Raw genomic sequence first — 15,364 nt, forward strand, 5'->3', positions numbered from 1 at the left:
AGCACTTTTTACTTCACTTCAATTTGAAAAGGAGAAGCTGGAAGTCCTTCTTTATTGTAAAGATTCACCTGATCTGGATTATCCGCCCAGCCATAGCGTACATATTCAGGATTTTCTACCGTTTCATTCCACACTATAAGCGTTTTCTGATCCGTTGAAATCTCCGCTTGAGCCCAAACAAACTTCTTATCCTTTCCTGCTATGGCAAACCATTTTAAAGGCTCATCATTATTAACCTCAAGTCCACTACCCACATGATCAAACTGAAGCACCACTTTCTGACCTTCTTTCTTTGCTGATTGAATCAATGGCCCTGAATAGACTATATTTTCATCTCCATAAGCCATATGCTGCGCCGCTAGGGCTAATCTATCCCCTACTGGCTTCTTACGATCTGGGTGTATATCATTCCACTCCCCTAGATCAATAGCTACTGCCATAGCTGTATTGGGCATACTTAAGGCTTTTCGCTGCGCCTCTCTGATCTCTGCCCAACTGCTCTCCGTTGGCTGATAATTGACATCTAAAAAATTAGGTAACTGTACGTAAAGAAAAGGCAATTCTTCATCATTAAACTGATTCCTCCAATCATCAATTAAGGCTTTTTGCAAATCAAGGTAACTTCCTGGCTTGTCTACATTGCTTTCTCCCTGATACCACAATACACCTTTTAAATGAAGCTTCTTATAGGGAGCAACCATTCCATAATAATAAACCGTTGGTTGGAATCTCAGCAAAACTGATGGTGGTTCTTCTGCCTTTTCAGGATAGACGGCTCCCACTTTGTATTGCCAATACCCTTTTAAATCTACTGTATCACTTTCACTGGCTATGTAATAGGGCTTATCTGGCACCAAACCACCTTTTCCTTCATAATTCAACACTCTGATAACAAATGTATTCTTGCCTTCCTTTAAAAGCCCCGCAGGCACATTATACCTCCTCTGAGGATACAAATAGGTAGTATTTCCGATCTCTTTGCCATTGACATAAAAATGATCAGCATCTACAATTCTACCCAGCGCTACGCGAGCGGGCTGGCCTGCCATAGTAGCGGGAATATCTACTTCCTTTCTATACCAAACTACTCCGTTAAGTTGCTTTATGCCCTGATCTTCCCAATATCCCGGCACATTCATCCTTCGCCAGCTATCAGACTTATAATCAGCACTATACCATGGATTTTCTGCAACAAGCCCCTTATCTTCAGGAAGGTTAGCGTACCAATCACTTCTAAAAGCCTCCGCTTTCCTATTCAAACCAAATACCTCTGCCGTATCTTTATTTTGGATGAGTTGAGCCGATAAATCATCAAATGATTTAAGTCCTGATTCACTAATCCAAGCTTCTATGCGCGAACCTCCAATGCTGGCATTAATAAGACCAATAGGCACAGCGTATTTAGCATATATTTTTTTAGCAAAGAAATAGGCTACAGCCGAAAATTTAAGCACATTTTCAGAACTAGCTTCTTTCCATTCCCCATCGGGTAAGTCTTCAATTGGGCCTGTTAAAACCGGGTTAGATGACACTAAAAATTGCCTTATTTCCGGGTTTTGCGCTTCCTTGATCTCCTGAGCATACCTATCCTGATGCAGTTCCAGGTAATGAACCATATTAGACTGCCCGGCACAAAGCCACACATCTCCAAATAAAATATTGGATAATGATATGGTGTTTTTCTCTCCTTTAACCGTTATTTTAAATGGTCCGCCAGCCTTCTGTGCAGGGAGTGTAATTTCCCAATCGCCTTCTTTATTGGCTTTGGTTTTATAGGTTTTCTTTTTAAAATCAATACTTACAGCTTCGCCCTGACTTGCCCAGCCCCAAATCTTGACTTTGCTGTCCCTTTGAAGAACCATTCCATCACTTATGAGTCTGGGTAAGCGTACCTGAGCAGCCGAAGGATTATGCCAAATAGCGCACGAAACAAAAGCCAAAAGCAATACAATGGTTCTTTTCATAACAAGTTCTATCTATTCAGCCACCTGAACTTCTGCCAAGCTTCCAATTCCATTTTCATTAAAAGCCTGAATATTGAAATAATACTTTTGGTTCACATCTAGAGAATTGATTTGCACGCTTTCAACATCATAGACCTTATAATTATGGTAAAGCTTATCTGCACTGGTTCCATAGGCAATGTTGTAGCCCATAGCGTCATCAGAAGCATTCCATTTTAAAGAGACCTCTCTTTTATCATCAGAATTTCTTTGAACTGCAAGACCTTCAACTTTCTCAGGCACAGCGCCATCACCCTTACCAAAAACTCTTAGTCCACTCAAAGCAAAATTACCAGAAGACACCCTCATATTCCTAATTCGAATAAATTGAGCCATTACTTCTTCAGGCAGTTGAATATAATCATGTGATCTGTCTTTATTGTTTTGAGACCGATCTACCAGCATTTCCCAGTTCTCATCGTCATTAGATATTTCTATGATATACTCATAAGCCAAGCTATCCTTACGACCAAAGACCGCAGTATTATGTTCTGCAAAATTAACCTGAATAGCATGTACATGCTTAGAAGAACCTAAATCTACTGTAGCCCATTCATTGCTTTTACCTGACGCAGCAGACCAATAGGTTCTTATATCTTCATCTACCATATTTGAAGCAGGAAAGGAATCAAGCACTGAAGAGGAAGTCACTTTTTTGTTATATGAGAGCAACATCCAACCTGCGAAGTAATCATCAAAACCATTGATTTTTTCATCAGGCATTATCATGGGATAATCACCAAACTTAGTGATAGAATGCAGCACACCTTCTTTATCAAAAAAAGTAGGATATAGCACCAAGCGTCTCTCAAACATCTGCTTCACTGAGATAGAAGCGGTAGCCATATGCCAATAATTACCATATTTATCCTGAAAAGTGCTTCCATGCCCGGCGCCATTCGCAAAGCCTTCTGGTTTATAAGAAAAAGGATTATGACTAGCCAGCTCAAAAGGACCAAGTGGACCTTCTCCAGTATACACTGCATCAGCATAGCTTTTGTATTCTGTACCAGGGCCGGCATATTGAAGATAATATTTACCATCGTACTTATTTACCCAAGCGCCCTCAATCCAGGGAGCGGTGCTTTTGTTAGTATTATAATCACCAGGCACTTCCCAACCATACTGCGCTGGGGCTGGATGCATTAATTCTTTAGGTGAGCCTATAAAATCAAAATTATTTTTATAATCGATTTCTACGCCATAAAGAGGATTTACGTTAGAGCAACCCCAGTACAGGTATAGTCGTTGGTCATCATCCATAAAAAAGGCGGGATCCCATACAGGCTGAGCCAGTTCCTCTCTGGCCACTTGCCAATGTCCACTTAAAGGGTCTGCAGATTTATAAATAGTACTTTTTTCATTCGAAGAGGCCAGAAAATAGACTGTATCACTGATTACTATGGCCGTTGGAGCGTACTCTTCAGTAGGAATTTCATCAGTTTGAATAAAATTCCATTCTATCAAATCAGCAGAAGACCAGTACCCTCCTGACTTGGAAGCGAATAACAAATATTGATCTTTATATGCGATAACACTAGGGTCTGCCGCCTCTCTTCTTGAGGGAGAATCTAAGGCAAAGCGGCAGCTTATGTTTAAAGGATTACATACAGTAGTAATGGCATTTTCCGCAGGAGTAACAGTGCTTTCTGTCTCTGTAGGCGTACTACATGAAAGCCCCAAAAAAATTAGAATTATAGATCCTAAAATATAATTAGATGGTTTATTCATAACTGAAAGAGGGTTGATATTCAATTAATATTATTGATTTGCAATGCTCGTTTGCGCTTTCTTCAAACCTAATGATTCAGCCTTTATTATAACCTGCCCTTTTTGATTTTTTTAGTTTTTATGATAATTAAAAAAACCTTATTAATCATGATTTATAATTTACAATCAGGTATTAACCGCTTCCACATTAAAGACATAATTTAGATATTAAAAAAGAAGCTGTCCAGAAATTATGACATAATTCACAACTCCCAGACAGCTCAACGCAAACGATCAAATTATATCATTCTTCTACTACTCTCACATTATCTATAAAGTAGGTATTAGCTTCTCTTCCCATATCAAATGACAGCTGTGTGGCTGTTTGTGTAGGTTCAGTTACTGTAAAGCTCCATGTTACTTCCTGCCATGATGAATTGATAGTCTGATCACCCTGATAAGATGCATTAGGCATTGAAGATAAACGGATGCTGCCACCATCAGAAGCGGCTTTTACCCAATAGCTGACAAGATAAGTTTTTCCTGACGTGGTAGGAAATGCATCAGAAACCACCTGCACGCGCCACTGACTAGAGCCGTAGGCCGTGGGGTTAACTACCTTCATTGAATAATTACCCGTGAGCACCTCATCAGGTCCACTACCTACGGTTACGGTAGCATCACCTGACGGATTTCCTGTATTATAAATATTCCAGTTTACCAGAGAAGATCCATCCCCTGCCTCAAAACCACCATTGGCATTAATCTCTTCTAAACAAGCCGGAATGGAACCATTGCTTTCGCAAGCTACATAAGCATAGGTAGTCTCCACTCTGGCTCCAGAACTGGAAATCAGATAGAAATTATCTCCATCAGTAGCTCCGGAAGGCACAGTAAAAGTGAGCATTCCTGCTGATGAACTGACAATGCTCCCTGCCACGGAACCAATACCTGCTTCAGCCACAGCATCAAGATTAGTACCTATAAATGAAATTTCATCTCCTTCAAAACCAGCCATAGGGTAGACCATGCTTACAGATGGGTTAGCCACTACTTCTATTTGAGAATAAGCACGCTCAGGGCCTGAAAATATCAGCACCACATCTACCATGCCCAATGAAGGAGCTGGCGTACGAGGGACCTCAAAGGCCACGCTGGTCTCCTGGGCTTCTACATCTGGCGAAAGCAAACCATCGATCATTACAAACTCTACTCCCTCAAGGCTGCTGCCCTGCACTGTGGCGATAGCACCTGCGCCGGTCACTTCATTATCAAATCCCGTAATCCGGCTGCTTACATCTACTGCCTGATCTACAGGAGCAGCTCCGGTAAGCTTTTCTTCATGCTCATCATCACAAGCCGGCAGTACTATAAAGCCAACTGCCACACATGTGATGGTCCATATATTCTTAAAATTGAATTTCATGTTTCTTGTGTTTAGTCGATTAATAGCCATCGTTTTGAGGATATCTGCCATCAGCTTGTGATGGGTCTATAGAAAGGTCAATCTGACTTTGAGGTATAGGTCGGTATCTATGAAATTCCTCTATTTTATCTGCAGCTATCGCATTGTAAAGCCTCACTCTTTCCAGCAATTTTTCTGTCCTTTTCAGATCAAACCATCGCTTCATTTCTCCTGCCAGCTCTCTGGAGCGTTCATCTAAGATAAAATCTACCGAAACATCTCCTGAAGTAATTTCCATAGCAGTTTCCATACCCGGATTAGCGGCCCTTCTTCTCACTGTATTAATAAATTCAGCAGCCAGAGCAGCATCTCCACTCATAAAGGCAGCTTCCGCACCTATTAAATAAGTCTCCGCCAATCTATGCGCCAGATAAGGACGATAAGAACCAACATTTGGATTATCTTCCGTTCCATCCTGAGGTCTTTCTACGGCATTGTGCTTGCTTAGAGAAGGGTAATAATCATCCTGCTCACTTACCTCGCTAGGATCAAAAATAGTATACCTGGCACTTGCCTGATCTGCATTTGAAATCTCAAAAGGAGGCATATACAAAGCCGTATCTCCTACCTGATATTTAGGCTCGCCTACCTGCGAATCATCTACATAGCCGGCATCAGCATCTTGCTGCGTCCATAAGGGCAAGCTTTCTTCATCATTAGCGTACCACACGGTTTGAAATGATTTGAAATACCTTGAATCCACATCTTTCATATTAAAGACATTGTTCAAAAGGTTATCAGTAGGTTTCATTCTTATCCATGGCCTTCCGTTTTGCACATCTCTGATTAAGCCATCTACATCACGATAGTAAAAACATCTGAAATAAAAGTTGGCTCTGTTTTGCAGGTATTGATCATCAGTACTTACAAAGGCCTCTATGTTAGTATAATCAGCATCGCCGTTTCTGTTAGCTGAAAACAAGATTTCCGCATTATATTCATTCCCTTCTCTATGCACATCAGCAAAATCTGGCAAAAGTTGGGCGCCATAATTAGCATTAGGGGAGGTAGCATCAGGAATTAGCCGTTCTACAGCCATCAAAGCACTATCATAATCAGCATTATTATTTAACAACCAGGCACGGGTAAGATAGGCTTTCGCCAACAAATGAATAGCAGAAGCCTTCCACACATGACCATCACCACTAGAGGATTCTGGTAAGCCCGCCTCAGCATCTTTTAAATCCTGAATAATGGCTTCATAAACCTCTTCTTCAGAGTTTCTACTCACCATTACCGTTGGGTTTTCGTTATACCTCAATCTGCCCGCTCCCAGATCCAGTGTCACTCCGCCATAGGTCTGCACTAATATAAAATACCAGTGAGCTCTTAGGTATTTAGCCTGAGCAATGAGAGAATTAAGCCTGTCTTCGGAAATATCATCAGCGTTTTGTCCTAAATCTATTACACCATTACAAGTGTTTATGGCGGGATATGCCCTATTCCAGGCAGTATTTATTGAGCCAGAAGCAGGTGTAATTATATACGTATTAAGATCCGGGCTATTCGCCTGGTCTCCTTCAGTCCATTCATCGGTACCAAATTCTACCATGTCCATGCCTCCCATAGATCCGTACCAATATCTGAAGTAAGCATAAGCAGCAGTTACTCCGCGCTCTATGCCATCTCCTGTTTCAAAGTAATCGGCCGTTAATGCCGCCCTGGGTTCTTCGTCCAATACATCCTGACAGCTGGCAAAAGGGAATGCCAGGATGATGAATAACATTATATATTTTAATACTTTCATTGTGATTCTAATTTTGAGATAATACTTAGAAAGTGAGGTTAACACCTAGCATAAAGGTTTTTACAGGCGGCGTATCGGCTGATACTGTAAGCTTATTGCCTAAACCCGGAGTAATACCGTTAGTTACACCTCTGCTGGTAGGCTCAGGATCTAACCCACCATAATCCACATAGTCTGAGAAAAAGGCTTTGAAAGGATTGCTGGCACTGAAGTATACTCTGGCTGATTTAAGGCCTACCTTATCTAGCAAATCATTGGGTAGCTGATAGCCAAGATTAATACTTCTGATTTTTACAAAATCACCAGAAAAGTAGCCTGTAGTACTTCCGTATCTCACAGTGTTTCTTCCTGGCCTCGAAAACTCATTGGTAGGATTATCTTCTGTCCAATAATCTACATCAGGGCCATTTCTTCTTCCTTCAAGGCTATTGACTGGGTTACTGGAGTTCATCTGATACAGTGAGCTCACTATTTCATGCCCAAACATACCGAAGGTCACTACACTTAAATCAAAACCTTTGAAAGACGCTCTGGCGGTAAACCCGAAAGACCATTTAGGGTCCAGCTGACCAAGAATCGTCCTATCTTCATCATCAATATCATCATCACCATCTTGGTCTTTTACTTTTATATCTCCTGGAGCATCACCATACTGAGCGGCTTCATCGGCTTCATCTAGTTGCCAGATGCCTACCTTCTCATAATCATAAAGCACATTGATGGGCTCACCCACAAACCAGGCTCTGTCAGGGTTGCTGTCTCTACCTTCAGTCAGCTTTACTATTTCTGTGCTATAGCTTGTAAAGTTTACATCGAAACCTAATCCGAACTCATTTCTGTTAAGCGCTTCAATGGCCTCACCAGAAATCATCATTTCGATTCCTTCACCTTTAGTTTCACCTACATTTTGGGTAAAGCTACCGGTAATACCAGAGGTAATAGGCAGCTGCACTTCTTGCAATACGCCATCAGTCCTGTTCTGATAATAATCAATGGATCCTGTAATTCTATTAGTTAAAAGGCCAAAATCTAAACCTACGTTAAACGAATTAGTGAACTCCCAGGTAAGATCAGTATTGGCCAAATTAGAAACATAAAAGCCGATTGCTCCACCTTCATTTCCAAAATTATATCTTATCTGATCTAGCTTACCTATAGATGAATAGGGTGCCACAGCCTGGTTAGAGGTACGTCCATAACCAACTCTCAATCTTAAATTAGACAAGAAATCATTCTCACTTAAAAAGGATTCGTTATGTATGTTCCAGCCAACAGCAAAGCCGGGGTAAGTAAACCACTCATTGCCATCAGCCAAACGCGAAGATCCATCTCGTCTTACGGTAACAGTAGCAACATATCGATCATTAAAATTATAATTTAAGCGAGCCATGAAAGAAGACAGCCCCCAGCGCGTATAATTATAAGCACTGCCAGGTATAACATTATTCGCAGCTAATGAAAGGTTATAATATTGTAGGTCATTCGCCAAAACTCCTACAGCATTTACCCCACTACTATTATATTCTTCTTCCTGCACACTATACAAACCGGTAAATTTAAAGGAGTGCTCTCCAAAAGACCTTTCGTATAAAATGAGGTTTTCAATGGTATATCCCCAGGTGTCACTATTGCTTATGGAAGCTGCATTTCCATTATCAATGTTTTGCATGGGCGTAACCTCACTGAAAAATCTGCCATATTCATCCTGACGATAATCAAGGCCCGCATTAAGTTTATAACTCAAACCTTCTACCGGTAAGTTTACTTCTAAATATGCGGTATTAAACGTCCTGATTCTTCTTCGGTCTTCCTCCCAGGCTCCATCTCTGTATAAGGTAAGCGGATTTACCAGATTAGGATCTAAACTACCTTCAGCAGGAGTTTCTTCTACTTCACCATCTTCATTATAGGCATTATATAAAGGACTTAAAGTCAAAATATTAAACATAGGACTCACTCCTTCTCCTTTTCTATAAGAAATGGAATTCAAAGTGCTAATTCCTACTTTCAGCCAATCATTTACTCGCTGATCTAAGGATAGCTTTAAGTTGTACCTCTTAAAAGATTGACCTGGGAAAACCGTGGTTTGTTTAAAATAACCAGTAGAAACAGCAAATTGAGTATTTTCACTACCACCAATTACGCTCAGGTTATGATTTTGAATATAACCGTCTTTGATCATCAGGTCTTGCCAGTCAGTACTTCTGGCTTCTTGAAGTGATTGCAGCTCTGCCTCTGTGAAATTGGCATCCGTATATAATTTTAGCCTGGCAAATTCTTCTCCATTCATCAGATCATATTTACCCAAGGCCTGTGTTACACCTGCATAACCATTATAACTAAAATTAAGCTCACCTACCCTACCTCTTTTAGTGGTAATAAGTATAACCCCATTTGCACCTCTTGATCCATAAATAGCTGTAGCTGAAGCATCTTTCAGCACGTTAAAAGACTCTATATCAGTAGGGTTTATATCATTTAAGCTTCCGCTAAAAGGGATTCCATCTACCACAATCAGCGGGCTGTTTAAATCTCCGCTACCTAATGATCTATTTCCCCTAATCCTTATTTGCGGATCACTACCAGGCCGGCTAGAGGTTTGACTGATCTGCACACCCGCTATTCTACCTTGTAAGGCAGAAGAAGCTCCTGTAGCCGCGGGCACTTCAGATATTTTAGCCGCATCTACAGATACTAATGAGCCTGTAACATCTGTCTTTTTCTGTTTACCATAGCCTACTACCACTACCTCTTGTAGTGCTGTAATATCTTCAGTGAGCTCCACATCTATTTTAGTTTTAGAACCAACCGCAATTTCATGTGTGGCATAACCCACAAAAGAATAAATTAACACATCATTAGGCCCAGCTTTAATGGTGTATTCTCCATCAATATCTGTAACTGTACCCGAACTAGTTCCTTTAACCATTACTGCTACACCAGGTAAGGGTTCACCTCCGTCTCCACTAAGCACAGTACCGGTTATGGACTGCTGCTGAGCAAAAAGCACAGAGGTATAAAACAGTAATGCTAAACAAACTATTAAGGATAAGGCTCCTGAGAACCCCTTCCGTAAATAAAGTAGTAACGTTTCTCTCATAATAAGGTAATTAGTTTGTTTTCAATAGAAGTTGAGTCAATTGTTCTCTGATTTGAGGGAATCATGAGTTTCGAAAACGATTGATAACCACAACTTTTCAACAAAGTAGTAAACATTTGAGATTTACGCAATCGATTGTGTAATTATTTAACGAATTGCTCTCATAATGAGTCGAAAAACAACCTAATCAACGATTAAACACCGCAAACGATTGATGTTTTACGCAACAAAACTTGAGTGAGAAGAATGAATTGTTCCTTCTGACAAGCAGCCCCTAGCAGACAAATACAGAAACTTTTGCAAGCGGATTTGGCTGCAATCGAATTTTTTAAAAAGCAGGATTGTAGTGGGATGGAGACCTCCTTGTGCGGTTGTGTGTGGCGCACCGTGAGCCATAAGCTCACACTACTGTTGATCACATAACAAGAGCCGTATGAATCGAGAGGTTCACGTACGGTTCTGTGAGAGGCTTAGGGGTGAGATTCCTATTTGCCTACTCGATTGTGCAACGTTTTTATTTTGAGCTAATAAATTTTGCCCATTGTAAAATATATCCTGCGTAAATGGTTTTCGATCCATCTGAAAGATTGGAATCAAGAATGTTAGGATTATCCTTAATTAGACTTTTAGCTGTTACTCGTGTAGTATTGTTTTTAATTAAAAGTAAAGCTTCTTGAATCTTAGGAACTGTTTTAGCTTGTTCTCTTATTAATTCTTCGGAGTTTTGATTATTAAGTCTTTTACCAACTTCAGTTAATTCAAAATGACCATTATTTAATGTAACGATCCCAAACAATGCAAGGTCTCGGACAATATTTGAATCTAAGTTATTCAAATCTAGGTCGTTTGGAATTGTCTTTATTATTGGTAATAATTCTTTTGTAGATGTTCTAGGAGATAGAGTTGAAGGATCGTTCTTTATTTTTTCATAAAGAGAAACCTTTTTGCCTCCACCTTTTTTGGGCAGCTCAATTTTATTTTTAATCTTCAAGTCGCTGTAATAAATCCAATTTAGTAGGTAATTCGCATAAATTTTCCAGGTTTGATCCTTAAACGAGTAGCCTTTGAAATTTGCCTTAAATAATTCTACAATGTTTTCCGAAGTAATTGGTGGTTTTAAATCAGCTAGTTGATTAATAATTGAATAATTCTTGAATTTTTCAGTTATGAAACTCTTAAAGTAATCGTCTGAGGCTAAAACCTTTTCATTACCTAAAGTGAATTTTTCTTGAGATTCTACTTTTTTGATTAAACCTAAATTTCTTAAATCAATCAGACTATTCTCAATTGCTTGATTGGCAATGGATTTTCCTAGTTCAGATTGAATTTGTCCAGTTGAAAGTGTGCTCTTTTTGTTGAAAGTTTTGAAAATCTCAAGACAGGTATTAACACTTGATCTAATTATATAACTTTCACCAATTATTGGTACTTGACCAGTCACGAGATAATCACGGAAGATATCCCAGTATATGTTATAATTTAAGCCTGAACGTATAATTAATCGCTTATCTCTTAAAGAAGAGATTACTTTTTCTGAAATTATTTCGTTGACGTCAGATGCTTCGAAGAATTTACCATCATAGGCACACTGAGCAATATGTTTTAAGCCTTGAATTTCAGGCGAATCAAGCTGCTCCAAATCTGAATTAAATAGTTCTTCAATGTTTAGGTTTTCATCTATCAAATCTGATTTTTCTTTCCCAGCCTTGATTTGGTCATAAATATGTATACAAAGCTTTTTTGTTAGCCAAGGGTAGTTTTGAGAGCTTTCTACTATTCTACGTTTTATGTCGTTATTTAGTTTTCCTATACTTTTCTCTAATTGGGATATTATACCATTAGTCTCTTTAGAACCAAACTCCGTTATTGCAAATTCTACTGCTTGTTCTTTGGCCTGCTGCCATAGGTGATAAGCTTTGTTTTCACTAGGGATAAGTATTTCAGTCTTCCATGAAAAACCAATTATTATATTTTCTTTTAAGTCTGATATATCAACTAAAAATTTATAGAACGACTCAAATAAGTAATCCTTTCTAAATATATCCTCGAATTGATCAAAGATGAGAACCAACATTTTCTCATTTGTTCTCAAATATTTCAGTAACTCCCTCACCGATTCTGAGCTTAGTAAATCATAAGTAGAAGTAAATGAAATATTCTTTTGAAATAAATCTTGTTTAATAAAACCATCCTCGATTGCCTTTTTGAGAATTTTTTCAAAGGAGAGAGCGACAAAATTTGAGGAAAGGGCACTTCGTGAATCTATAGCTAAAGCATAAAATCTGTTCTTGTAATACTTATTTCTACTTCTTCCTTTAATATCTGCAACTAATGAACTTTTACCCCAACCCGATTTTCCTGTTAAATAAAATAGTCTTCTCTGTGTCTCACTTTTAAGAGCTTTGTTGAAAAAATTGAAGACATCTGATCTTATTTGGTCTCGCCCTACAATGTGTTTTGTAGAGGCGGGTAGGTAATCAAACCAATTCTCACTTTCCTGTACTTCTGATACTGTTTGAATTTCTAGCTGCTTTTCCTTTTGCTGAACAGGAGATTGATTTGATATAGGGGCTACCAAGGTCAATTCATTCAATTCTGGAAGTTTTTCAGATAATTGAGTCTGAATATCATCATCATCAATTAATTTACCCTTAGATGCATCTACTAAATAATATGAACTAGGTACAGCTCCTAAGGTTTCTTTAATGATTAAAATATAAAAGTCGCCAAAATGTGTCACTGCTAGGATTTCCTTTGTTATTTCTTTATCTACATTCGGAATGGGCTTTATCTTTTTAGCTTCTTGCAGAAGACTTATTAACTTTTTCGGTTCAAAGAATGTCAAGTTCCTATACCTATCGTCCGTTTGAAGTTCGTCAACTAATCCTTTTGCTTGATGTTCTAATTCCTTAGTCCTAATAAAATATCCAAAGTCAACTTTTTTTAGTCTAACCTTAGATTCAAATGTTAGTATTTCAGAAGAGCTAACTTTATCCTTGGCTTTGCATTCAACATATAGAGTCTCGTTGGGTCGATCTTTGTGCTTACATGTAAGATCTAACTCCATTCCAGTGTAATTGACGTTCGAACTAACTTCATATCGATGTGTTTCAATAATGTCTCTCACAATTCTCTCGAAACAGTTTCCCTGTTTAAAAGGATTTTGATCTTCCAGAATAAATTGAATTTCAGAATTCATTTGAATTGGTTTTTCAGTGTTGCACAACGTTTACTGTATGTTTCGTGGCTGATTTCAAGGTAGTGAAATTTCGGTTTACCACTGAGTCAATCCGCAAGATTGACCGATTTTTCACGAAGAACTAAAGCCTCGAAAACCACCAACCAGTCATGAAATATACAGCGTGTGGTGTGCCTTGAATGGTGAATATAGCTCAAGAAAATGAGTGTTCCAAAGGGTTAGAGTCCCGTAAGCGCCGGGGTCGTGCCCAGAAGCCAAGCAAGTGGCAAGGCTGTCATCGGTTACAATGGAACTGAGGAAATACAAAGCATTCATGAATACCTTTAAAATAAAACACGCATGAATAAAGCCAGACTGCGATGTCTGTACTGAAGAACATGAACTGCATAAAGAGGCTATAAGTTAACACATCCTGCCGAAGTCCAACTCCTCGAAAGAGACTAGTGCCGAAATAGTAGATGTGGCAACGATAGACACCAAGATATTCCCCTTACCTGGGGAGGTCTTCCCCCATCGAGAATGAGAAAAGAAGCCAGCAGAGGCCATAGTAGCTATTGGCATCGAGCCTTGACATTCAAAGATCATTCTTTATGGAATTCTATTCTGTCTATAAGTTGTCCAGTTTCAATATTCTTTGGGTCAATTAGAGCCAGCATCGATGCTTAACGCAACAAAACTTAAATGAATAGCTATTTGCTATCTCTTTAAAGAATAATTCGGCTTATTTTTTATGGAAGAAAATAATACGTATATAGACGGTGGGGAGCGTATAAAATGATTTTATACGGAGGGCAGCGTATAAAAAAACCAACACATGTATTATTTAATGTATAAAAGGTAAGAAACAGAAAAAGGAAGAATGAATTCTTCCTTCTGATAAGTAGCCCCGACAGGAATCGAACCTGTATCTGGAGTTTAGGAAACTCTTATTCTATCCATTGAACTACGGGGCCTCCTTGTTTTAAGGGATCGCAAAGTTAATGAAATTTTCTTTTAAGCCAAGGTAGAGACGTTTTTAGTAAAAACCATTACTCTATAAAATAAAAAATGTCATCCGAGGAGATAACGTTTTACCTCCTCTAGATGACGTTCAACCTAAACCCAGGTGGGTGTCTTTAATATTTTATTCGCCTTTTAGGCTGTTATTCTCATATCTACCAGATCCTGACTAAATGTAATCTTTGCAATCACTTCTTTAGTCTGTCTATCTGTATAAAAAAGCTGTCCTCCAGTCATTTCCACTTCCAAATTACTTTCTTCAAAGGCCTTTCCATACTCTATTTCCAGCTCCTCGCATGCTACCCAACAAATCGGCAGCTTTTCTACATGCTTAAAGGATTCTTCAATCAGATCTCCTTGAGCTGAATGAATAAAAAATTCTAAACGCGGATAGTTGTCAATTGATATCATGTCGGTATATAAGGTTTAGTTGGTAAATTATACGGTTAAGTGATTAATTATACTTCAAATAAACGCTATATAGAATTTTTATTCAACCAAATGTAAGTTTTTATACGTATTACACAAAATATATATCGTATTTTTAACCAAAATATTCTTTATACTATTCATTTTTTTTGATTGTGTATCGGAAATGGAACAATCGTTTTTTTTCTTATATTTAAAATTCTAAATAGTTTATTTTAGCAAAACTCACTAACATTAACTCTAATTAAGGTGTTATTACTTTGACGACGACAGCAAATAAAATTGCTTTTTTTCGCAAAAAGAAAGGGCTTACCCAGCATGATCTGCGAAATGAAGTGTACAAACGGATAGGTAAAAAATTCAGACAGGGAACTATCTCATCCTGGGAAAACGGGAAAACAGCCCCTGATATGGACGTATTAAATGTACTGGCTAGTATCCTGGATGTAAGCGTAAATGAACTATACGAAAAAACGAATAATCAGGAAGCACCTGTTGTCACCACCTTAAAAGACATTACTCTTTACATGCAGGCCTTAAATGATATCCAAAGAGATTATGATAAAGGCCAGATGGAATCTGCTTATAATGACTTAAAAGAATTAACTGAGGAAATTATTAGTGAACTTAGTGATGTAGTAAACCAGCATGAAAAAGTTATTACCCAACTAAAGGCAGTAAAAGAAATTATGCGCCTTTAATTAAAGACGCT

8 protein-coding genes and 1 tRNA gene are annotated in these 15,364 nt (G+C 38.6%); 1 reads left to right on the forward strand and 8 read right to left on the reverse strand.

Going from position 1 to position 15,364, the window contains the following annotated elements; genetic code table 11:
- Window positions 1–8: 8 nt before the first annotated feature.
- The 8 genes from LVD15_RS02355 to LVD15_RS02390 all read right to left on the reverse strand — a co-directional run bounded on the left by LVD15_RS02355 (window position 9) and on the right by LVD15_RS02390 (window position 14,634).
- Window positions 9–1,964 (reverse strand): sialate O-acetylesterase, encoded by a 1,956-nt coding sequence (locus tag LVD15_RS02355; protein ID WP_233778687.1) that lies wholly within the window; start codon window positions 1,962–1,964, stop codon window positions 9–11.
- A gap of 12 nt (window positions 1,965–1,976) precedes the next feature.
- Window positions 1,977–3,734, reverse strand: a complete 1,758-nt coding sequence (locus LVD15_RS02360; RefSeq protein WP_233778688.1) for a family 43 glycosylhydrolase — start codon at window positions 3,732–3,734, stop codon at window positions 1,977–1,979.
- Window positions 3,735–4,017: 283 nt separating this feature from the next.
- Window positions 4,018–5,139 (reverse strand): carbohydrate binding domain-containing protein, encoded by a 1,122-nt coding sequence (locus LVD15_RS02365; protein ID WP_233778689.1) that lies wholly within the window; start codon window positions 5,137–5,139, stop codon window positions 4,018–4,020.
- A 19-nt stretch (window positions 5,140–5,158) separates the two neighbouring features.
- Window positions 5,159–6,925 carry a RagB/SusD family nutrient uptake outer membrane protein gene (locus tag LVD15_RS02370; protein ID WP_233778690.1) on the reverse strand — a complete coding sequence of 589 codons (1,767 nt, stop codon included), beginning with the start codon at window positions 6,923–6,925 and terminating at the stop codon, window positions 5,159–5,161.
- A gap of 25 nt (window positions 6,926–6,950) precedes the next feature.
- Window positions 6,951–10,025 carry a SusC/RagA family TonB-linked outer membrane protein gene (locus tag LVD15_RS02375; RefSeq protein WP_233778691.1) on the reverse strand — a complete coding sequence of 1,025 codons (3,075 nt, stop codon included), beginning with the start codon at window positions 10,023–10,025 and terminating at the stop codon, window positions 6,951–6,953.
- A 514-nt stretch (window positions 10,026–10,539) separates the two neighbouring features.
- Window positions 10,540–13,224, reverse strand: coding sequence for a restriction endonuclease (locus tag LVD15_RS02380; protein WP_233778692.1), 2,685 nt, complete (start codon window positions 13,222–13,224; stop codon window positions 10,540–10,542).
- 881 nt (window positions 13,225–14,105) lie between these two features.
- Window positions 14,106–14,177: transfer RNA gene (locus LVD15_RS02385), tRNA-Arg, on the reverse strand.
- A 181-nt stretch (window positions 14,178–14,358) separates the two neighbouring features.
- On the reverse strand, window positions 14,359–14,634 hold the full coding sequence (locus tag LVD15_RS02390) for a hypothetical protein (RefSeq protein ID WP_233778693.1): 276 nt from the start codon (window positions 14,632–14,634) through the stop codon (window positions 14,359–14,361).
- Between the two features lie 278 nt (window positions 14,635–14,912).
- Between LVD15_RS02390 and LVD15_RS02395 the strand changes: the two genes are divergently transcribed.
- On the forward strand, window positions 14,913–15,353 hold the full coding sequence (locus tag LVD15_RS02395) for a helix-turn-helix domain-containing protein (protein WP_233778694.1): 441 nt from the start codon (window positions 14,913–14,915) through the stop codon (window positions 15,351–15,353).
- The last annotated feature ends 11 nt before the right edge of the window (window positions 15,354–15,364 follow it).

Origin of the sequence: Fulvivirga maritima (genome assembly GCF_021389955.1) — a bacterium.
Lineage (GTDB): Bacteria > Bacteroidota > Bacteroidia > Cytophagales > Cyclobacteriaceae > Fulvivirga > Fulvivirga maritima.